Raw genomic sequence first — 20,659 nt, 5'->3', positions numbered from 1 at the left:
CGATAATACAGTTGATTAATTTTATTATGAAAATATAAGAGCCTTGTTACAATCTAGTGTGTCGTAAGGCTCTTTAAAGTTTTTTAATTCTTATTGAACTAAAGCATCTGTTTGTTTAAGTGTATACATTCACCATTTATAAATTCTCTCAAATATACTATAAGTTTATATATTTCTCATTCTTCTCTAACAGGTTCAAAATAAATTGTAATTTGTTAATCGATATGTTTGTGTAACCACTGTTCAAATATCTTTAACTGTTCTTCAGTATGAAAGTAATGTTCACCCGTCTCCATAACTTCTAATTCACAACGATGTTTTTTTGTAAAATAGTTAATAGTTTCAAATTCGCACAGTTCATCCTTGGCTCCGTACATAATATATGTATCTATATTCCATATATTAATAGGATGTTCTTTTACATAGCATAAATAATCCCAATGTAACTTTTGACCAATAGGTGTCTCTATAGTCATTTCTTTTTGCAAAAGCTCTGGTGTTACATTAAACCATTTCATCATATTTTCGATAATTCGTTCCATATTAACTACTGGTGATAAAAATAATGCCTTTTCTACCACATCATTTTGATAAGCTAAAAGGCTAAAATACGCTCCCATACTACATGCAAACACGTTTATTTCTTTCCAATGTTCTTTTGCATAATTCATAATTATAGATAATTCACTAACACAAATCTGTACTTTGCAAGGCGTATTATCATCTTTTCTTTCTCCATGCTCAGGTAAATCAAAGCTTAATACTTGATAACCTTTTTGTTTGGCTTCTTCAGCTAATATTTGAATAATTGTATCTTCCTTATTTGACATATTTCCATGTACTGCAATAAAAATTTTATCACTCTTATCTCCCCATAAAACCGCAGGAATATTACTAATTTTAAAATTATTTTTAATCATATTCCCTCCATAAAATAAGACATATAGGACTTGGAAAAAATGCAAACACTTTTTATCTTTGTACAGCAGGCAGTATCCGCTTTAACTCTATTAAATCATCTATTACTATATCAGCGTGAGCAAGTTCATCTTCTTGCGCAAAATCAAAATTACACCCAATTGCAAGTAAACCGTTGTCTTTCGCTGCATTTATATCAGATAGCCGGTCACCAACTACCGCTGCCTCTTTTATATCATATTTGTTCATAATACTTTTAACTAAGTCACCTTTATTTAGCGATTGTATTTGTTCAATACTAAACGTTTCAATCACCCACTTGTCTAAAGCATAATAAGTTACGATTGCTCGTAAATATTCTTTCAAACCATTACTAGCAATGTAAATGGAACAATTATTTTCTTTTATATATGTAAATATTTCTTTTACATTTGGATATAAAGCGCCTTTTCCGCTTTTTATGTTTTCAATAAGTCTATCTAAAAAATATGCATCTGTTTGTTCTCTTATTTCAATAGAATGGTCCGGTAATAAAGCTTCCCAAACTTTCGGTAACGGCACACCCATAATTTCTCTATATTTATCAATTGGTGTTACTGTATCCCATAATTGTAATGATCTTAAGTGATCAAAAGTATCATCTAATGATAATTCTAAAATTTTATCTGTTTGAAATAACGTACCATCCATATCAAAAATTAATGCTTGTAACATTCCTATCTCTCCTTTTGGACTATGGTTTTACCAGATATATTTTTAAGCATCTCAATAATAATTTCTGAGCAATAATTCGCAGCAGTTTTCGCGAAGTCATCATAAGAAATTTGAGCTTCATCATTTGCGCTGTCAGAAATACATCTTATAATGAGAAACGGTATATCATTTATATAGGCAACATGTCCAATTGCTGCCCCTTCCATTTCTGTACAATGAGGTGCGTATTCGTCTATTAATTTCGCCTTTAACTTTGAATCTTCAACAAAACATTCACCGCTGACAATTCTTCCTTCATGAACTGCAATCTGTAAACTACTACTAATACAAGCTTTACGTGCTAACTCTACCAATTCCTTACTTGCAATAAATTCTTCTTGGAACGGAAATAAGTTTTTCATTTGAGTTTTACTTACATCATGATGAGTAACATTCGTTGAAATAACTATATCGCCGACTTTTACATCTGAATGTAATCCACCAGCAACGCCCGTATTAATGATAGAGTCTACATCAAATTTATGAATTAATGTTTGCGCGCATGCAGCTGCATTTACTTTCCCTACACCAGAACGTGTAATAATTACTTCTGTTCCCATGAATTCTCCAATATAAAAAGGCATTCCCGCTATTGTCTGTTCCTCTTGTATAACTAGTTTTTCTAAAAGTAAATCTATTTCAATTTGCATTGCTCCAATAATGCCGATTCTGTTCATGTATGTAGTCCCCTTTATTAATTAATCCCTTTAATCCGCTCAGACATAACCGATAATAAAAATTTCGGAAGTACAAGTTGTCTCTTTAATCTTTTCGGCTGTGAGAGTAACCTATACAGCCATTCAGTTCCAGTATCCCTCATTATTTTTGGTGCTCTTTTTACAGTACCAGATATTATATCAATCATGCCTCCGATACCAATAGATAGCGGAACGTTTAATGTTTGTATGTTTTCATAGATGAACTCTTCTTGTTTTGGTGAACCTAGTCCTACGAGTAGTAAATGCGGCTTGAACTGCTTAATTTTCATTTTTATTTCCTCTATTTCTTCACCATTTACAAATCCATGCTGTCCTTTAAATTGTGCTCCTGGGAACTGCTCATTTAATTTTTCTAATGCCTTGTTATTACTTTCTGGCGCAGCTCCAAAAAGAAAGACACGATATTCATTGTCGTTACAATATTTTATTAAATCGTGAGTTAAATCCGCCCCAGTAACACGTTCTTTCAAACTTCCTTTTAATATTTTCGAGCCAATTATGACACCAATCCCATCCGCTGTTATTAAATCCGCAGATAGTAACATCTTTTTAAATTCCTTTGATTTTTCCGTATTTTCCTTTGCAGACATAACAATTTCAGGATTTGCAGTTACTACAAACCTTGGTTTCTCTTGTTGTTCATGTAGCCAACCTTTTAATAAACTTATAGCTTTTGCATATTCTAAAGTTGAAAAAGGTATACCTTTTATAAACTGCTGATCCACTGTACTCTCCCCTTACATAAGCTGCAAATATTCATCAATGTCTTTAGAAATTTGAATAAAAGCTTTATTCCAAAATTCATAATTTCTTATATCTATTTCAAAATGTTTTTTCATAAGCTCCTCTACTGGAGCCTTTCCTGTTTCTCGTAAGAACTCTTTATATTTCGAATGAAAAGTACTTTTACCTTCTTGAGCTATTTCTAATAAGCTAAAACTTACTAAATATCCAAATGTGTATGGATAATTGTAAAAAGGAACATCTGCTATATAAAATTGAATATATTTCATCCATACAAACGGCTGGTATTCACTTAAAGCTTTTCCATAAGCTTCTTTTTGTGCAATTATAGATAATTTCTCAATTTCATCAGCACTTAAAGGACCCTCTTTACATTTTTCATAAAATGTTTTTTCAAACTGATACGATGCTCGTATTGCCATTACATAATTAAAACTATTTCTTATTTTCCAGCTAAGTAATGACTTTTTCGTATCTTTACTATCCGTTGTTTCAATTAGATAATTTACGAGTACCGTTTCAAAGAAAATAGATGCTGATTCAGCCGTACTCATTGGCAAATAATCATCTAAAAAAGACGTAGATTGTTCAAAACTCATATTATAAAAGTGCCAAGCATGTCCTAATTCATGAGCGAGCACTCTTACACTATCTATACTCCCATCATAACGAATGGAAATTCTCGATTCTTTCTCACTGAAAAATGGAGCACAAAACCCACCTGGTGGTTTATTCTCTCTCGGTTCAGCATCTACCCAACCACTTTCTATCGCATTACGTGCAAATTCTGCTAATTCTTCATCAATATTCTTACATGCATCATAAACGTTTTGTATTGCTACTGAAAAAGGAATCATGATCTCATTACTTTCCTTTACCGTCATAAGTTCATGCCATGTAATTGAAGCTTTTCCTTTCTTATACACGTTTAAAGCACTTACTAATTTATCAAGGTTTTCTTCTGTCGCATTCCACATTTGGAATAATACAGTTTCTGAAATGCCATTCGCATGAAAAGATTGTGTTAAAATCTCTCTATCTTCTATTTCATTACTCTTTGCATTACGCAATCTCCCTATTTGATTTAATACAGTAGCAAAGATTTCTTTTTCCTTATGTAAAGTACTTGTAAGTAACTCGAATACTTCTAATCTTTCCTTTTCATTATCACTATTCATTGCAATAGTATTTGCTTGTCCAAAGGATAGTTGTTTATTATTGCGCTCTATTTCTATCCTATCCCGTAATTGTATGTACATATTTTCCCACACATTAAGCTCATCTTTTATTAACTTAGTATTATCTGAAGTTTCCACTTCATTATGTTTTATTACTTGCTGTAATTCATTTTTTAGTTCCTTCACTTTCACGGTCAATTTAGTAAGGTCAGATGGTACACTTTCTTCAACTGATCTACAGTACAAATAGTATTCTGCTTTTTCAATAGCTTGTATTAGCTTTGAAAGAACCTCTACATCTTTTGTTACAAAATATTGCTCTTTCAACTCCAAAATCGGAAATAGAATATCCTCATTCGAATACAATCGATTTAAATCCCATCTAACAATTTCTTGCATTTTTATAGCCACCCCCTATTTTTACAAATAGTTACAGATATTTCTCCACACACAATTATATATGAAATGGCAAAATTTTGATATCTTCAAATATTTAAATTCCTATAAATACATTCTTATTTCTACTCTTTTCTTCTACCATTAAGTATCATTCCACATATAAAAAATACTCCTTCTACAAGAGAGCAATTCATATAGGAAAACTTCAAAGATTTTATCTTCACCAATACCATATCGACCGGTAATCACAGATTAAAGAAAAAAGGATTGATCAAATGATCAATCCTTTACTCTACTTCATTTAAGAAAAATAACGTTATAACGCCAGGTCCTGTATGTGCTCCGATTGCTGCACCAATTGTATTTACGATAAATACTTCACAACCGAATCTTTCCGTAATTAATGATTTTAATGCTTCCGCTGTTTCTAAGTCATCACCATGAGTGATACCGATTGTTTGACCTTTAAGGTCTTTACCACGCTCTTCCATAATATCAACAATTCGGCTTAATACTTTCTTTTTCCCTCTTACCTTTTCAAGTGGTACAAGTTTTCCTTCTTCCACGTTTAAGATAGGCTTAATGTTTAGTAAACCACCGATAAAACCAGCTACTTTACTTAAACGTCCACCTCTAACAAGGTACTGTAAGTCAGCTACAGTGAAGATGTGCTCCATATGGTTCATTAGAAAAGCGACACGGTTTAAAATATCTTCTTTTGATGCGCCGTCTTTTGCCATTTTAGCAGCTTCTAAAACGACAAGACCTTGACCAAGCGAAGCACATTTTGTATCAATAATTTCTAAATCTAAATCTGCATATGTTTCTTTTACTTCCTCTTTAATGACAACTGATGATTGATATGTACCAGACAGTTCAGATGAAAAAGCTAAATATATACAAGGATTACCTTCTTTTGCATAAGAAACAAATTTTTCTTGGAAAGTTTCAAGTGAAGGCAATGATGTTCTATAAACAGCGCCTTCTCTCATTTTTTGTAATAATGTAACTGACTCTAATGTTACTCCATCTAAATACTCTGTTTCTGCTTCATCATATACACGGAGTGGAATTAAATCAATATCATATGCTTGCAGCAATTCTACTGGTAAATCCGCCGCACTATCCGTAATGATTTTAACACTCATTTTTAAACCTCTATTCTGTTATAAATATAAAATAATAAAATAAAAATAGTACTTTTAAATTATATACGTAAAACTTAAATGAAGAAAGGAAAACACTTTATATTGTATGCACTATTCTTCAAAACTTGAACTATTAATGAAAATGATTCTATTTTAAACACCTTTTTCTTATTATTTTTCTATAACACGAGTAATTTTATAAGTATTTTGTATCCGTATATTTTACTTCTTTAACTTAATATTAACTTTTCAAATTCATACTGTTTAAAATTGAAAAGCCAAATCCAATAAAGGAAATGGCTTTTCAATTTTCATAAAATAACCAAACTTTATTTTCCATCACATTGTTTGTTTACATTCATACTTTGGTGATGTTGAATATTAGTCCAGTTATGATAAATATTTATAGCCTGTACTATAATTAAAACAGTGAATCTTTACCTGTAAGATGCACTATATCTAAAAAAGGTTAAACATTTTATAAAATATTTAATTTTACTAGTAAAGCTAATAAAATTTGGAGAAGAATTTGAACATTTACTGCTATGTCTGTATCTGTAGTCGTAACTGTAACATTTCTAGAATTTCTAATAACAGTTTCTTGTTTATTAATTTGTTTAATAGATGATTTTTGAAACAATTCTTGTGCTACACGGTCAGCTTTTTCACTATCTGCTATAGAAATACTTATTATAACCACGATAGCTGCTTGTAATGCAGCTTGAATAGATAACGCAGCTTTTGTATCTGTAGTAGTAACTTCTACATCTGCTGAATCTACTATTGTAATAGATTCTTCAGAAATTTGGTAAGTTTTACTTTCTTGTGCTGCAGCTTCTGAAACGGTAGCATTTTTAAAAGATGGATGAGGATTTGAGGAGTCTAATGCACTCCACTTTTTATTTTCATCTGAATGACATGTTTTTTTCATACATTCACCCCCTTTCAATCTAAATAATTATTAACTTGTGATTGTATTTCAGAAACAATACTTTTAATTTGCTGCTTTTTTTCTGGCGATAAATTTTTTAGTTTTTCTTCATTTATCCCATGCCTATTAAAAATATCTGAGAGTAAAAGGTCTATAATTATATTCTTTTGATCCTTATCAAACTTAAAGGAAGAAAACTTATTTAAATCATCCATTTACAATATTCACTCCTATCAGTTTTCTATAAAAATTTAGATTAACTACCAGCATTATATGTATTTAAATAAAAAATGCTTGGACAAGTAACTTAATCTTTTATTTTCACGGCTTTTTACTAATAAAATCAAAAAGCTGTCTTCTAATACGAAGACAGCTTTCCTTTACTTCACATATATAAGTTTTATTCACTGTTAAATAATAGGTTCACCTTTGTTATTGTGTAGTTTTCCACACTTAATTTCCCATCAATCTTGAATATTAATTCGGTCATAATGAGAAAGTCCAAGCTTGTACCACATATTACAACAAAAAATATTTACTTAGTGTGAACCCTTATAGCTAAATATAAATATAAATAGGATAGACACTTTATAAAATGTTTAGTTTAACTAGTAACGCTAATAAAATTTGAAGCAGAATTTGAATATTCACTGCAATATCTGTATCAGTAGTTGTTACGGTTACGTTTCTGGAATTTTTAATAAATGTTTTTTGTCTATTAATTTGTTTAATAGATGATTTTTGAAACAATTCTTGTGTTATTTTATCTGCCTTTTCACTATCTGCTATAGAAATACTTACTACAACCACAATAGCTGCTTGTAACGCCGCTTGGATAGATAGTGCAGCTTTTGTATCTGTAGTCGTAACTTGTACATCTGCTGAATCTACTATTTCAATATATTCCTCAGAAACTTGATCGATTTCATCTGTTTGTATAGCTTCTTCTAAAAAATTTGCATTTTTACTAAATGAATAAGAATTCACTGATTCGGAATCCTGTTTTTTTGGTTCAGAACCCCGATTTAATGGATCACGTTTTTTCTTTCTTCTACAAACTTCACAATCACACATAAAATCACCCCTTTTAGTCTAAAAAATTAGCAATATAAAAATATTGGCTAACTACTAGCATTTTATGTATTTTTTTAAAAATTGTTTGGACAAGTAACTGAATTTATATTTTATTTCTAATTCTTTTTTGTAATAACAAAAAGCTGCCTTCTAATAAGAAGACAACCCTCTTTTATTTCACATTTATATAAAAGATCCATACTTAAATACATTTAACTTCATATGATATATTGCATCCTTTCTTTTTAGAATGAGTAGTCGTTACTGAAGGGCACTTTTCGAAGTGCTCTTATCTTTAATCCCCCTCTTTTTCAGGAAGAATTTTTTTTACTAAATCCTAATATGATTTGTATCACTAGGGCTGGCGATTACCACATTTCCTTAATAGCTTCAATGAATACAGTAGCTACTAATTAAAATAACCCTATGATTTTCTCTACACTTAAACAATCGTGCGTTACCGAACACATAAACTAATTTTTATTTTGACTATGTAACACTAAATTTACAAGATTATTATCCTATGTTTGGTGAAGCCATCATTTCAATGCCAGCAATCCCACACTTTTAACTAATAACTTAAACAAATGTGCTATCTCAAGGTTCTTTTGATATAGTATCTTATGTTCTATATAATGAAGAGAGCGCTAGTATTCCGAAGGAGGATGTATATGAGTATTCAATTGGCCACATCTAACGATTTAGAATGGATTAATAACCAATATGACTCAATAGGATTTGTACGGAGTGATTTAAAGAGAGATAAAGTTGCAATTATTACATATAACAACGAGTATGCAGGCGTTGGCCGATTAGTCCAAATAGATGAAGATACTTTAGAAATGGGCGGAATTTTTATTCTGCCTCAATTTAGAGGGCTACAATTAGCTGGTGAGCTTGTTTTATTTTTAGTAGAAACTGCAAAAAAATCACAAATACAAAATGTATATTGTCTTCCTTTTGAGGAATTAGAAAACTTTTATAAGAAATATGGATATACTGAAGTCAATACTACGAAAGAAGCAGTCCATCCAATTATTCTAAAAAAATATAATTGGTGTTTGGAGAATTACGATAAACACGTTCTACTCTTCAAATTGTAAATGTAATAAAAAAATATATTCTCAATCGTTTTTCTATCAGTACTCCTAATCGGAGCTAAGGATTAATCAAAGATATTTTATCTCTCCTTTTATAAATGGCTGATTAAAACTCAATGTTCTGTCAATACTATAGGTAACATGATTGTATTTCTCCATTCCCCCTTGGAGAAGAGCAGTTGGCTTTTGCTAACTGCTCTTTTATTTTTTCAAAAAGTCACATAAATATCTTTAATTCCAAACATTCAAAAGATAAAATGTGATAAAATTGTTATGAAGATATTTACCAACTAATACATGCGCCCTAGACTTACGTACTAGGGCGCATGTATTTTTTAGTATGTAACTCCTTCACTCATCTATTATCTACAAAATAAGTATCATATGCCTTATCAAATTCATATCCTAACTTTTCTGCTAGTTTAGCAGATGTAGTATTCGCTGCGTCCCAGTTTGGATACTTTCCATTTTCTAAGCAATCCAATATAATAGCTGCACTAACTACAGTTGCCAAGCCCTCTCTTCTATGATTGTGATCAGTCGCAACTTCAATTTCAATCCCATCATTATAAATACTATAGGAGGATGCACCGCATACAACTTCTCCATTATATAAAATGCTATAACCTATACCACGGTTTATATAATCTTCTATCGAATGAAATTGACTTGTAAAATCTTCAGATATCTTATGTAATTTGGGGCTATTTGCGATATGCTCATCTATTCTTCTTAACTCATATTCTTTTGGAAGTGCTGATATAAAAGATTGTAATTTTGAACGATTAAAAACTTCTGGATTTCGTTTGAATTTATAACGTAAAAACTTATCTATTTTTCTTTCATGGAATGTTTCTAAGCGTTGTTTCCACTCTTCACTATTTACGATAACTAAAATTCTTTCTGGAATATTACGTAATAACTCTTCTGTTTCTTTCGTATTTGGGTCTCCAGCGTAAAATGTAAAAATTCCTACCGTAACTTGTGCTACTGTTGGATTTTCAAGATCATTTACCCAAGCAGTACCCATATGCCCTTGTAAATAAGAAAGTAAAACAACGTTATTGAAATCCTCAAACATAGAAACTAGTTTTTTTCTTGTATGTATATTCGCTTCATATATCATTTACATTCCCGCCTTCTTTAGAATCAACTACTCTTAACATTTTCATGAGCGCTCCATAATTCGTATTCATATACACACCCACCTGTTCATCATAAAAGCAATTGACTATTAAATTGAAACTTCGAATATTTATAAAATATCAGTAAACATAAAATGATTATAACATCTACTAACTATGAAATGATCAACCTATAAAATAAGTCAACAATAAATATATTTCTTACTCGTTAACAAATGGCTTAAAGGATCAACATAATTAATTATGTAACAACCCTCAACAATAGTTTGAGGGTGCATTTAAATACATGTATTATAACTCATTTTTATAAATAAAAGATTCCGTCTCACCGTTCTTATATACTTTAGTCAATTTAACAACTGACTTGTACGTATTATCGTCATCCTCTATCATTTTTTCATCTCTTCTATTTCGGCATCACCAGTTCCGCCCTCTATTTTTAAACAGTTCGAAATGGCAAGGTATCCGCTTGATGCCAATATAAAAATAAAAATCGTATCAGGAAAATTAATAAATAATAATCCGTAGTTTAAAGGGTCTCCAGCTGGATGTGATAAAAGTAATCGAAAACCTACCAGTTCAGGTACTTGAACAAAATCTCTAGAAACTCTCGGTTCACAACCCACTTACACTCCATCCCTTCTCTATATAGAATTGCTACTACATACATATAGGAAGAAAATAAGAAAAGCTTGGACAATATAACTTTAACGTAACATTATCGTTACCTACTCGTACATTTATATGGAAATCACACCAATTTTGAGTAAGGACACATAATTTTTACTATAAATACATATAACAATTTCATCTTTCATAAAAAAAACGTTATAATGAGGTGTAGCCTCTACGATTACGTTATAAAGGAGATTAAAATTATGGCTAAAATTAAAGTGTACCAAGCAAAAGAAGAAAATATGGATGCAGTAAAAAATATCATTGATGTTGAGGAACAAAACCCAACTGCTGAAAATTTACAAAATCTATATGCGTGTGTATTAGATACTGAAGATATGGCATTGCCTGAATCATATATTGAAGAAGATATCTTAATTGATTCTATTGAAGTTATGGTTAACGCTTCTCAAAGCAAAGTAAGAGACTTAGGCGCATACGATGTAATCGAAGTTCAAAACAAAGGCAAGAAAACGCAAATTTTATTACTTGCAGACGAAGAATACGAAATTATCGAAGGCTAATCTAACACCGTACATACGAAAAAGCTCCTTTCCAATTGGAAAGGAGCTTTTTCATTACGCTTTTGATGTTTCACTCTTTTTATTCATTTGTTCTTTCTTAATTACCATACGCTCATTTCCCATAAAGAAAATGAACATGAATGCTAATCCAGCTGGTACCAATGCCCACATGAATGTTTGAACAATTGAACTAGAAAGAGCGTCAATAATCTTATCTAATATTTGCGGAGGGATTTGAGATCTTGCCGATTCTGATAAAATGGCTCTTGAATCCCCTAATTTTGTATTCATTCCCCCGCTCATCCCTTTAAATGCTTCTTCTAATTGATCTTGGAAACCTGTTCTTTGGATCATTCCGAAGATTGTAATACCTAGTGTCATTCCTAATGAACGAATGAAGTTACTCGTTGAAGTTGCAGATCCACGCTGTTCCATACCGAAGTTATGAATTGAAGCCATACTTAGTACAGAGAATGAGAAACCTACTCCAAATCCGATAATAATCATATAAACCGTTAATAATGCACGACTTGTTTCTGGCGTTAATGTACTTAATAAGAATAATCCGATTAACATAATAACAGCAGAAATAATCATAATGTTTCGGTAGCTCAGCTTAGTCGTTAAAAATCCACCTAACTGCGCTGTTACGACTGATCCTAGCATCATAGGTAAAAGTAATAATCCTGAGTTTGTTGCAGTCCCGCCGTATACACCTTGAATGAATAACGGAATGTAAACAGTTGCTGACATAAATGCAGCACCGTAACATAATGCAATAATTGTACTCATTCCGAATAAGCGCTGCTTAAACATCTCAAATGAAATAATTGGTTCTTCTACTTTTCGTTCAATAAAAATGAATGCGATGATTAAAATAGCGAATCCACCAAATAAACTTAAAATAAAGCTAGAATCCCAATCATATTTTTGTCCGCCTAGTTCAAGCGCAAACATTAAAGAAACTACTGCACCAACTAAAGTAATTGCGCCAAACCAATCAATCTTTTGCTTTCTATGAACGCGTGATTCTTTATAAAAGAATGTAATAAAAATAAGTGCTAAAACGCCAAGTGGTAAGTTAATATAAAATACCCAGTGCCAGCTAATGTAATCGGTAATATATGCGCCAAGTAATGGCCCGAAAATACTAGATAATCCAAATACAGCTCCGAATAAACCACCCATTTTCCCGCGTTTTTCAGGTGGAAAAATATCAAAAACGATAGTAAACGCGATCGGCACTAATGCCCCGCCGCCAATACCTTGAATAGCACGATAAATACCTAACTGTGTAATATTTTCAGCAGTACCACAAAGTGCCGAACCAATCATAAAGACGATTAAACCGAAAATAAAGAATCTCTTTCTACCATACATATCTGATAGCTTACCGAAAATCGGCATGCCTGCCATTTCTGCGACCATATAGGCAGAAACGACCCATACAAAGTTTTCGAGGCCTCCTAAGTCACCAACGATTGTTCCCATCGCCGTTACAACAATGGTATTATCCATCGATGCCATTAAAATACCTAGCAATAAGCTCGCCACAACAAAGCCGAGCTTATTATTCTTCTCAACCATATCTCTTGCTCTCCCTCATACTACTTATATTTGTTTATGTTCTTTTACGACTGCATTACCTTTTTGATTAAAACTAGTATGATATTCTACAACACTAATTTCACATCCAGGACCAATTGTGACGTTGTTGCCTCTTACAACTTCAGCAATCGTATGTTCTAAATAGATATCATCTCCTTCAACAATTGAAGTTTGGAGGTTTCCAGCATGACTAGTAAAAGGAATAAATCTCGCTTTTTTACGAACGGTAATTTTTTTACCACCAATTTCTCTTACCTTACTGCCTTCATAACGAAGTGAGATTTGAATATTTTCAGCATTAAGTAATCCATCACTTTCAAGACCACCAGTTAATGATAAATCTTCTACTTCAATATCTCCCTTTACATTTAAAGCACCTTTTACATCTACGAAATCACCTGAAAACTTTCCTTCAATATTTATCATACCTCTAACTTTTGTTTTTTCAATATGAGCATCACCATGAATTTGTGTATTACCATATACTTTTACATATTCCGCATCTACATTTCCTTGTACTTCGTTATCTCCATACACGACATAGTTTTTCACTTTCACATTACCGCGTACATCACTCGTTCCGTACGTTTTAAACTCATTGCAACTCATATCATTCGTAATTGTTCCTTCACCGCGAATCTTCACTTTATTATAATCTCCGCCTGCTGAATTACCAGAACCATTTACTGTGAGACTATGTGGATGTTCCATACTGATTTCTCCCTTCCGTTAAACCTGCTTAATTTCTTTTACATTTGCATTTTTATCAACAGTAAGAACACCGGTATATTCAATCAGTTCAATCTCACAGTTTGCTCCTACTGTAACATTGTTTCCTCTTACCGTTCTTATGTGAGCATAATCAATATCGATATTGTCACCTTCTAATAGTTCAGCTTCTAACTGCAAGCCAAATACTGTTTTAAATAGTCGACTAAATGTACCTGATCTATGTCTTACTTTAATCGTTTGACCACCAATTTCTTTCGCTCGACATGTACCGTGAATATTTATATTAATTTCATCTGCGCTTAATAAACCACCGATTGTAAATTGTCCTTCTGAAGAAAAAGTATCCACTTCACAATTACCGTCAATTGTAGCTTGACCATTGACTTTAAATTCTTCACCAGTGACATTTCCACCTATCGTACCTTTTCCTGCAATTTTCAAACTGTTTGCTTTTACATTTTGCGTAATTGTTGCTTTTCCATCAATTCGCATCGTTTCAGCATGAACTGTACCATCAACTTTACCAGATCCGCTAATTCGTGCACTGCTACTTTTCAAATCGCCAGTAACTGCACCGTAACCGTTACATTCAAATTGCTCACATTCAACATTTCCATTCACAGTTCCTTTTCCGTTTAATTGCACTTTATGAAACTCGCCGCCATTCGATGAACCGTAACCATTTATAATCAAATTATCTGTACGCATACTTTCTCCTCCACTACAACAATTTAGTTTTTAATGCTTCGGTATATTTCATAATCGCTTCGCGTAAAACGATTTTGGTGCCTTTTTCAAAAATTAAATCGTCCACGTTTGAAACTAATAAACATGTAGAAATCCCTAACTTTCGGACGATGATTAAGTCACAAGTTTTATGTTTAATTGCTTCATAATTTTCACGTAAAACTTGCAAGACCATTTTTCCTTCTTCTAAACTAATCTCTCCTGATTGTAGTAATTCTTCTAACATGTACACATAAAGAATGTCTACAAATTGAAACTCTGCTCTTTTATTCGTTTGTTCTATGAAAAATTGTAAAACTGGTTCTGATGCAATCCCCTTGCGTAAAATGTCTTCCTTTGTTAAAAGAATTTCTCTCACACTCGGTGAAAACATGTTAGCTAGTTCATCAAGTGATAAATCCTCTTTCATCGTTTGGATTTTATCGATCCGCTCTAATATCTTTTCTTTCGGAAAAAATGTCTCTTGACCTGTAAACGTTGATTTTCGTACAAACCAATCTTCCGGAATTAAATTTTTTCTTTTCCACCTATATAACTGTCCATATGAAATACCAGTTAGTTCTAATAAATCTTTTTTTGAAATTAAATCTGTACTCAACTGTATAACACTCCTTTCTGATAACAATGTAACATAACACTGTTACGCTGTAAATAGACTTTTATCACAAGTAGCGTAACAATGTGTAAAACAAACCTATTCCTACATACAAAAAAGGCTCTTACACACCTTATGAAAATGTGCAAAAGCCCTTATATATCAAGACTTAAACCAAATATTATAAAAATCAATCCAACCTTGTGAATTAATCATTATATTTTGAACTTTTTCATGTGTACTTACCTCTTGTTTATTACGATATAAAGGAATAATATGAATTTGACGTAACAAAGTATCCTCGATATCGCGTAACAGTGCAACTCTTTTCTCTAATTCTTCTTGTCTAAAATAAGGAGACAACTTTTCATGAAAGTCCATGCTGCTTTGTCCATGAATAAAACTATTTTTTGTAAGAAACATATATAATAGACTATCTTCTATTCGTTCACTGATTGTGGCACTATCATGCATCATATCGGCCTTTTGTATCGTACTTACTTCCAATAGCTCTTCTATATCAAGAAAATTATTTTCTACACGAATCCCATATTTCGCACACTCTTTTTGTATCCACTGTGCATCTTCAACATGATCTCGTCCTGTAAATGTGTAGAGTTGTAGCACTTCATTATGATAAGTACTCCTTTTAATTAAACTTTCTACATCTTCCTCAATCTCTACAATGCTTTCACCTGCTAATATTAGTTTTTTTGCCACTTCTCCACGTTCTCCGCCGAGTTCTTGAACGATTGTATAACCATGAATGATGTTATATAACGCTTTCCGAAATAACTCATCTTGCATTGGTCCTTCTTTCGTAAGATTACATGTTATATATGTCACGTTCGACTCAAGCCGAGACAATTCTTTATTATGTTTTTCTTTATCTTTATACTGCGCCTTTACTAAAACATCGTATGTACCTACACCTTGTTCTACATTCCACAACTCAACACGATCTAAAAAAGGTCTTTCACGAAAATATAAAGGATGTCCTTCTAAAATGAACAGATTTTCATTACTTTTATATAATTGAAAAGGCCCGGTTCCAATTAGCCCTCCTGCTTCATCTTCATTCACGATAGAACACTGTTCTGCACTTAGCATATGTAAAAACATTCGATTTTCTGTATGTAATTGAATTTCGAAAACGTAGTCATCCACTGAACGGATACTTTCAACGTGTTGTAACATCCATGTGTGTGCATTATTTTCCAGCTTTATAAATCGATTCAACGAGTATATAACATCATGTGCAGTAAGTTGTTTTCCATTATGAAAGTGAACTCCTTTTCGTAAGTAAAACGTCCATATTTTTTCAGCGTCATTATATTCCCAGTGAAATGCAAGTCTTGGCTCTATAATGTTTGTATTACCGTCTACATACACGAGTGTGTCGAATATATGTTTTACCATATGGCATTCTGAGCGCATTGTAGCGTATACAGGATCTAATGTGATATCTAAATTCATTTGTACTTGCAACCGGAGTACATCTCTTCTCCCTTCAGATGTCATTTCAACCTTATGACCAAATATTGAATCCACCCAGGAATGATATTCTCCCTTTACTGATGGAAAATGTGAGCTATAGCGTTCCACAAATATACTTCCGCTTTTCACATCCCCTTTTTTCGTTATTTCTTTTCCTCTATCTAAAATTAAAGACATCGGGTGCTTTTGAAATATTAACTTAGACCGATTTCCTCTGCCGCGACCTGGAAACCACTTGATCCAATTTAACTCATCTAATTTTTTTATAATTAATTTACTATTGCGCTCTGTACAAAATAATGTACCAGATATATTTTGCACTGTTACTTCCAATCGTTCTCCCTCTTTTTTTCCTTTTCCATAAGCAATCCATAGTTCAATGTATTGATCTAAAATAAACATCATACTCCCCCTAAAAGGTGAAAAATCCTCCCTATAGTCTCTACCCTTTTTCCAACTCTCCTTTCATCTTATCATTTCAATATAGAAAGGAGGAATTAATATTGAATTATCTCTTACTTCGTTACAATAAACCTATTTTTATTAGATTGTGTGGTGAATTATTAACCCGAACGACTGAATCTATGTTAGCTCTCATTATGATTATTTACGTCAATAAAATGTTAAACGGCAATGTAATAATAACTATGCTAATTTTCGGATTACAGCCACTTTCAGACATTTTATTTACAGTTATTGCTGGAGGAATTACTGATAAATATGGCCGAAAAAAGATTATGTTACTCGGATTATTACTACAAGGTGTTGCAATCGGCAGTTTCGTTTTCGCTCAATCTGTTTTTATATTTGCACTGTTATATGTCATTAATGGTATTGGCCGTTCCTTATACATTCCAGCTCAGCGTGCACAAATTGCTGATTTAACAAAACAAGAGCAGCAAGCAGAAATTTTTGCTCTCCTACAAACGATGGGAGCAATCGGATCCGTAGTCGGCCCTTTAATCGGTGCATGTTTTTATAATACTCACCCAGAATATTTATTTATCGTGCAAAGTGTAACCCTTATGATATATGCCGTTGTTGTTTGGACCCAGCTCCCAGAAACCGTTCCACCTATGAGTAAGTCGAAACAAACAGTTGAGGCAAGTTCACCAAAGCAATTTATTTTTAAACATTATGCCATATTCGGTCTTATGGTTTCTACACTTCCTATTAGCTTTTTTTATGCACAAACTGAGACGAATTATCGTATTTTTGCAGAACATGTATTTCCTAATCTCGTATTCATACTCGCATTTATTTCAACATGCAAAGCCATTTTGGAAATCATACTACAAATCTTCCTCGTAAAATGGTCTGAACGATTTTCTATGGCGAAAATCATCCTTATTTCTTACGCCTGCTATACAATAGCTGCAGTTGGCTTTAGTTATTCAACGACGATATTGTCGTTATTCTTCACCTTACTCTTTTTAGTCATTGGAGAAAGTATTGCTCTAAACCACTTGTTACGATTCGTTTCAGAAATTGCACCTCACAATAAACGTGGTTTATATTTTTCAATTTACGGTATACACTGGGATATATCTCGAACGTGCGGACCAGTTATTGGTGCAGTTTTATTAAGTAATTTAAATGGAAGTATGCTGTTTTATATTTGTGCTAGTTTCTTATTAATTGGAGGTATTGTTCAAGCACTGTTTGTTCAAAATTTAGAACGTAAAAAAATCATGAACCAGCCTACACATAATTTATAGGTTACTACTTTTTCAGTAGATCAATATTTCTTGTTGGATGAATATTAAAAAACAAAAGTGAAGTATTTCGCGTATGAAAGTATGTTTTATATGGCAGGAGACGTTCCTTATTTACAACTAAAAACACCTCACTTAAGGAAAGTGAGGTGTTTTTGAAATCACTTAATTTCTTATCCTGCCATTTTATTAATACTATCCTCTGGTGAAAATACAGAAATATGATCTACCTTACCAGTCGATTTTGGAATGACAAATTTCAGCTCATACTGGTTATTTACTTTGTATACATATATTTTATCTTCACCATTCTCTTTAACTGAAGATGGTTTTCCTAATGCTTTTTCAATTTCTTGTAATGTAATCAATTTTAGTTCTGCATGATATGAGCGTACATCAAAAACTTGTGACCCTTTATTAAATCCGAAAACAATATTTTTATTTGTAAAAGTTGCGTACATTCCGTTCCCTGCATATTCGGTTTTATTTGCTTTCCCCCACGCTTTTTCAATTTCTTCAATATCCCCTGTATGGGCTCCAAATGGTACATTAGGTACTTTTCCTTCTTTTGCGAGTTCAAACAAATCTTTAACGTGGTTAATTGATTTTTGATTAAGTGTTCTATTTTTCGAATCTGGGTCAGGCGATGGTTTTGTTGTTTTTTCATTGCTTGGTTTTGCTTCAGGATTTTTCTGTTCTTCTGAAAAATTACTTTGTTCATTTTTATTATTTTCCGAGGTTGGATTTGTTTCCTTTTTTTCGTCTGTCCCTTTACATGCGACTAGCGCAAACATACATGTAAACACCAAAAATAACATAACTATTTTTAAATATATTTTCATCATTTTTACCCCCTATTGCATCTTATTCATTTCGTTAACCAACCCATTACATTACTTTTCAAATTATGTTTGTTCCAAAAAGTCAGTGCTTCACTCTCTCCAAAAGCTTGTACAAAATATATTACAAAAGCTGTTTCTAAAAAGTAACCAAGTCTGTTATATCCGAAGTAACTACCTCTTGATAAACGAAACCATTTTCATCTCCTTATTTAAACCTTCTCTTCTCAATGATAATATCCTCTATCTATAACTTAAAACATGCTCTCACAACAGCTCCTTGAAACAGAAAAAAACCAGTAGGAAGTGATTACTCTTTTCCTACTGATTGAAATAAAATTATACGGTAAATCTTAGCTTCTTAAAAAATGTAGCGATAGTATTTTTTACAGTTTCAAAATTATAAGCAAATGTGTTATCTCCACTTAATGATGAAATACATGTTAAACCTGCAGCTTTAATAAAAGCTTTTACATCTACAAGCATAGAATTAGCCTCCATGAATTTAATTACAATCATTATAACAGGTGTTTTACGATGCTAACATGAAAGTAATAAATAAATTTCTATTATTAATTTATCCCGCTATTTGCCGGGCAGTAAGATCCCCACCTCAAAATTCAGCGGAAACAAAGAAGTTAGGTAGGGGCCCTGCTGTCCGTAAAAGCCCGATTGGTGAGGGCTGATAATCAGTGGGGATGAACACCCCCCACTGATTAAAGTTTCACTTTATTTAGCTCACAGTACACCATTCCAATGTCATATAAAAAAGCTGCCCAAAAAGGGCAGCTTCAAATATGTATATTACACTTCGATTGATTTACCATCTTCAACAATATGATAAAGTAAATGCGCTAAATGATGAATTGGACCGTATTCTTCCTCTTCCTCATCTGTTTCACCTTGGAACTCAAGATCGTTTAAGTACAGTGCTAAAAATTGATAGTATAGTTTTAAATCAAATCCGTAGCACGCAGTTGGCTCTTCATGATCACCTTCGTATTGTAACATTAAGTATTGATCGTTTCCTTCTGCATCTTCTGCGTCAAAGAATACGAAGAATCCAACGTTTGTATCTAAATCAAATAGATGACGAGTGCCTTTTTCTGTTGCTTTGTTAAAGTCCTCTTCACTTAATTTATGTACTGTTGTCGCTTTAGCATTATCTTCTTGATGGAAATTTACTGTGAATGTTTTCAATGCTGACACCTCCTAATTGTATAATACTAGCATAACATATAAAAAGGACTGCTTACAAATGTAAACAGTCCTTACATTCATTTTCGCATTGCTCGTAATAAGAAGCTTACGATGAAAATTAAAATGATCGCACCGATTAAAGCTGGAATAATTGCATATCCGCCAATGACTGGACCAAAACTACCAAGTAATTTCGAACCAACCCAAGAACCGATAATACCAGCAATAATATTACCTATTACACCACCAGGTACGTCCTTTCCAGTAATTAAGCTCGCAAGCCACCCTAATATACCACCGACGATTAAAGACCAAATCATATAATAACCTCCTTTACATTTCACCAATCAAAATATAATTAGAAACAATTGCTTACCATTAGTTATGTGACATTTTTCATAAGTTATTCATGTTGTTC

General features: G+C 32.4%; 22 protein-coding genes and 2 pseudogenes. 3 read left to right on the top strand and 21 right to left on the bottom strand.

Going from position 1 to position 20,659, the window contains the following annotated elements; genetic code table 11:
• Nucleotides 1–215: 215 nt before the first annotated feature.
• From AU379_RS09635 to AU379_RS09595, 9 genes are all read right to left on the bottom strand, one after another.
• Nucleotides 216–920 (bottom strand): alpha/beta hydrolase, encoded by a 705-nt coding sequence (locus tag AU379_RS09635; protein WP_000594616.1) that lies wholly within the window; start codon nucleotides 918–920, stop codon nucleotides 216–218.
• 52 nt (nucleotides 921–972) lie between these two features.
• Nucleotides 973–1,632, bottom strand: a complete 660-nt coding sequence (locus AU379_RS09630) for an HAD hydrolase-like protein (RefSeq protein ID WP_000938412.1) — start codon at nucleotides 1,630–1,632, stop codon at nucleotides 973–975.
• Nucleotides 1,633–1,634: 2 nt separating this feature from the next.
• Nucleotides 1,635–2,348: a 5'-methylthioadenosine/adenosylhomocysteine nucleosidase gene (locus AU379_RS09625; protein ID WP_001079723.1), complete on the bottom strand. Its 714-nt coding sequence runs from the start codon at nucleotides 2,346–2,348 to the stop codon at nucleotides 1,635–1,637.
• A gap of 17 nt (nucleotides 2,349–2,365) precedes the next feature.
• Nucleotides 2,366–3,115, bottom strand: coding sequence for a WecB/TagA/CpsF family glycosyltransferase (locus tag AU379_RS09620; RefSeq protein ID WP_000372654.1), 750 nt, complete (start codon nucleotides 3,113–3,115; stop codon nucleotides 2,366–2,368).
• A gap of 12 nt (nucleotides 3,116–3,127) precedes the next feature.
• Nucleotides 3,128–4,711, bottom strand: a complete 1,584-nt coding sequence (locus AU379_RS09615) for a M3 family metallopeptidase (protein WP_061139174.1) — start codon at nucleotides 4,709–4,711, stop codon at nucleotides 3,128–3,130.
• 287 nt (nucleotides 4,712–4,998) lie between these two features.
• Nucleotides 4,999–5,859, bottom strand: a complete 861-nt coding sequence (locus tag AU379_RS09610; protein WP_000111645.1) for a DegV family protein — start codon at nucleotides 5,857–5,859, stop codon at nucleotides 4,999–5,001.
• 478 nt (nucleotides 5,860–6,337) lie between these two features.
• Complete coding sequence (locus tag AU379_RS09605; RefSeq protein ID WP_000750485.1) at nucleotides 6,338–6,790, bottom strand: spore coat protein; 453 nt, start codon at nucleotides 6,788–6,790, stop codon at nucleotides 6,338–6,340.
• A 14-nt stretch (nucleotides 6,791–6,804) separates the two neighbouring features.
• Nucleotides 6,805–7,005: a spore coat protein W gene (locus tag AU379_RS09600; RefSeq protein WP_000342253.1), complete on the bottom strand. Its 201-nt coding sequence runs from the start codon at nucleotides 7,003–7,005 to the stop codon at nucleotides 6,805–6,807.
• Nucleotides 7,006–7,378: 373 nt separating this feature from the next.
• Nucleotides 7,379–7,864: a spore coat protein gene (locus tag AU379_RS09595; protein WP_000332786.1), complete on the bottom strand. Its 486-nt coding sequence runs from the start codon at nucleotides 7,862–7,864 to the stop codon at nucleotides 7,379–7,381.
• 671 nt (nucleotides 7,865–8,535) lie between these two features.
• Between AU379_RS09595 and AU379_RS09590 the strand changes: the two genes are divergently transcribed.
• Nucleotides 8,536–8,967: a GNAT family N-acetyltransferase gene (locus tag AU379_RS09590; protein ID WP_000027150.1), complete on the top strand. Its 432-nt coding sequence runs from the start codon at nucleotides 8,536–8,538 to the stop codon at nucleotides 8,965–8,967.
• A 352-nt stretch (nucleotides 8,968–9,319) separates the two neighbouring features.
• On the opposite strand, the gene AU379_RS09585 is transcribed toward AU379_RS09590, so the two are convergent.
• Together AU379_RS09585 and AU379_RS09580 are read right to left on the bottom strand one after the other, a co-directional pair.
• Nucleotides 9,320–10,090, bottom strand: coding sequence for a GNAT family N-acetyltransferase (locus tag AU379_RS09585; protein ID WP_000638734.1), 771 nt, complete (start codon nucleotides 10,088–10,090; stop codon nucleotides 9,320–9,322).
• A gap of 310 nt (nucleotides 10,091–10,400) precedes the next feature.
• Nucleotides 10,401–10,720 (bottom strand): annotated as a pseudogene (locus AU379_RS09580) (BC_2878 family exosporium-associated protein); the annotation flags it as partial.
• Nucleotides 10,721–10,987: 267 nt separating this feature from the next.
• Between AU379_RS09580 and AU379_RS09575 the strand changes: the two are divergent.
• A complete protein-coding gene (locus tag AU379_RS09575) occupies nucleotides 10,988–11,308 on the top strand; it encodes a hypothetical protein (RefSeq protein ID WP_001062727.1) in 321 nt (106 codons plus the stop codon).
• Nucleotides 11,309–11,362: 54 nt separating this feature from the next.
• Here AU379_RS09575 and AU379_RS09570 read toward each other — a convergent pair whose 3' ends face one another.
• The 5 genes from AU379_RS09570 to AU379_RS09550 form a co-directional block, all read right to left on the bottom strand.
• Nucleotides 11,363–12,895: an MDR family MFS transporter gene (locus AU379_RS09570; RefSeq protein ID WP_061139173.1), complete on the bottom strand. Its 1,533-nt coding sequence runs from the start codon at nucleotides 12,893–12,895 to the stop codon at nucleotides 11,363–11,365.
• A 24-nt stretch (nucleotides 12,896–12,919) separates the two neighbouring features.
• Entirely contained in the window at nucleotides 12,920–13,627 is a 708-nt protein-coding gene (locus AU379_RS09565; protein WP_000400911.1) for a hypothetical protein, read from the bottom strand.
• An 18-nt stretch (nucleotides 13,628–13,645) separates the two neighbouring features.
• Entirely contained in the window at nucleotides 13,646–14,356 is a 711-nt protein-coding gene (locus AU379_RS09560) for a polymer-forming cytoskeletal protein (RefSeq protein WP_001258384.1), read from the bottom strand.
• 13 nt (nucleotides 14,357–14,369) lie between these two features.
• Nucleotides 14,370–14,993, bottom strand: a complete 624-nt coding sequence (locus AU379_RS09555; RefSeq protein WP_030026006.1) for a YhbD family protein — start codon at nucleotides 14,991–14,993, stop codon at nucleotides 14,370–14,372.
• 159 nt (nucleotides 14,994–15,152) lie between these two features.
• Nucleotides 15,153–16,889, bottom strand: a complete 1,737-nt coding sequence (locus AU379_RS09550; protein WP_030026008.1) for an SgrR family transcriptional regulator — start codon at nucleotides 16,887–16,889, stop codon at nucleotides 15,153–15,155.
• Nucleotides 16,890–16,990: 101 nt separating this feature from the next.
• Between AU379_RS09550 and AU379_RS09545 the strand changes: the two genes are divergently transcribed.
• Nucleotides 16,991–18,205 (top strand): MFS transporter, encoded by a 1,215-nt coding sequence (locus tag AU379_RS09545; protein ID WP_061139172.1) that lies wholly within the window; start codon nucleotides 16,991–16,993, stop codon nucleotides 18,203–18,205.
• Nucleotides 18,206–18,375: 170 nt separating this feature from the next.
• Here AU379_RS09545 and AU379_RS09540 read toward each other — a convergent pair whose 3' ends face one another.
• From AU379_RS09540 to AU379_RS09525, 5 genes and pseudogenes are all read right to left on the bottom strand, one after another.
• Nucleotides 18,376–19,047, bottom strand: a complete 672-nt coding sequence (locus AU379_RS09540; RefSeq protein WP_002098287.1) for a YjgB family protein — start codon at nucleotides 19,045–19,047, stop codon at nucleotides 18,376–18,378.
• Nucleotides 19,048–19,070: 23 nt separating this feature from the next.
• Nucleotides 19,071–19,241, bottom strand: a pseudogene (locus tag AU379_RS30515) (aminopeptidase); the annotation flags it as partial.
• A gap of 139 nt (nucleotides 19,242–19,380) precedes the next feature.
• Nucleotides 19,381–19,527, bottom strand: coding sequence for a hypothetical protein (locus AU379_RS09535; RefSeq protein ID WP_000959548.1), 147 nt, complete (start codon nucleotides 19,525–19,527; stop codon nucleotides 19,381–19,383).
• A gap of 318 nt (nucleotides 19,528–19,845) precedes the next feature.
• On the bottom strand, nucleotides 19,846–20,241 hold the full coding sequence (locus tag AU379_RS09530) for a hypothetical protein (RefSeq protein ID WP_000847587.1): 396 nt from the start codon (nucleotides 20,239–20,241) through the stop codon (nucleotides 19,846–19,848).
• A 77-nt stretch (nucleotides 20,242–20,318) separates the two neighbouring features.
• On the bottom strand, nucleotides 20,319–20,561 hold the full coding sequence (locus AU379_RS09525) for a GlsB/YeaQ/YmgE family stress response membrane protein (protein WP_000638306.1): 243 nt from the start codon (nucleotides 20,559–20,561) through the stop codon (nucleotides 20,319–20,321).
• Nucleotides 20,562–20,659: the final 98 nt, after the last annotated feature.

The sequence above is a fragment of the Bacillus sp. JH7 genome (assembly GCF_001563515.1).
Lineage (GTDB): Bacteria > Bacillota > Bacilli > Bacillales > Bacillaceae_G > Bacillus_A > Bacillus_A cereus.
The sequence above is the reverse complement of the archived record's forward strand: the minus strand, read 5'-3'. Positions and strand labels throughout refer to the sequence as shown.

Excerpts from the sequence above, each read along its gene's own strand:
- AU379_RS09635 (WP_000594616.1), bottom strand. The coding sequence starts at position 920 with ATGATTAAAAATAATTTTAAAATTAGTAATATTCCTGCGGTTTTATGG.
- AU379_RS09630 (WP_000938412.1), bottom strand. The coding sequence starts at position 1,632 with ATGTTACAAGCATTAATTTTTGATATGGATGGTACGTTATTTCAAACA.
- AU379_RS09625 (WP_001079723.1), bottom strand. The coding sequence starts at position 2,348 with ATGAACAGAATCGGCATTATTGGAGCAATGCAAATTGAAATAGATTTA.
- AU379_RS09615 (WP_061139174.1), bottom strand. The coding sequence starts at position 4,711 with ATGCAAGAAATTGTTAGATGGGATTTAAATCGATTGTATTCGAATGAG.
- AU379_RS09610 (WP_000111645.1), bottom strand. The coding sequence starts at position 5,859 with ATGAGTGTTAAAATCATTACGGATAGTGCGGCGGATTTACCAGTAGAA.
- AU379_RS09605 (WP_000750485.1), bottom strand. The coding sequence starts at position 6,790 with ATGAAAAAAACATGTCATTCAGATGAAAATAAAAAGTGGAGTGCATTA.
- AU379_RS09600 (WP_000342253.1), bottom strand. The coding sequence starts at position 7,005 with ATGGATGATTTAAATAAGTTTTCTTCCTTTAAGTTTGATAAGGATCAA.
- AU379_RS09595 (WP_000332786.1), bottom strand. The coding sequence starts at position 7,864 with ATGTGTGATTGTGAAGTTTGTAGAAGAAAGAAAAAACGTGATCCATTA.
- AU379_RS09590 (WP_000027150.1), top strand. The coding sequence starts at position 8,536 with ATGAGTATTCAATTGGCCACATCTAACGATTTAGAATGGATTAATAAC.
- AU379_RS09585 (WP_000638734.1), bottom strand. The coding sequence starts at position 10,090 with ATGATATATGAAGCGAATATACATACAAGAAAAAAACTAGTTTCTATG.
- AU379_RS09575 (WP_001062727.1), top strand. The coding sequence starts at position 10,988 with ATGGCTAAAATTAAAGTGTACCAAGCAAAAGAAGAAAATATGGATGCA.
- AU379_RS09570 (WP_061139173.1), bottom strand. The coding sequence starts at position 12,895 with ATGGTTGAGAAGAATAATAAGCTCGGCTTTGTTGTGGCGAGCTTATTG.
- AU379_RS09565 (WP_000400911.1), bottom strand. The coding sequence starts at position 13,627 with ATGGAACATCCACATAGTCTCACAGTAAATGGTTCTGGTAATTCAGCA.
- AU379_RS09560 (WP_001258384.1), bottom strand. The coding sequence starts at position 14,356 with ATGCGTACAGATAATTTGATTATAAATGGTTACGGTTCATCGAATGGC.
- AU379_RS09550 (WP_030026008.1), bottom strand. The coding sequence starts at position 16,889 with ATGTTTATTTTAGATCAATACATTGAACTATGGATTGCTTATGGAAAA.
- AU379_RS09540 (WP_002098287.1), bottom strand. The coding sequence starts at position 19,047 with ATGATGAAAATATATTTAAAAATAGTTATGTTATTTTTGGTGTTTACA.
- AU379_RS09535 (WP_000959548.1), bottom strand. The coding sequence starts at position 19,527 with ATGCTTGTAGATGTAAAAGCTTTTATTAAAGCTGCAGGTTTAACATGT.
- AU379_RS09525 (WP_000638306.1), bottom strand. The coding sequence starts at position 20,561 with ATGATTTGGTCTTTAATCGTCGGTGGTATATTAGGGTGGCTTGCGAGC.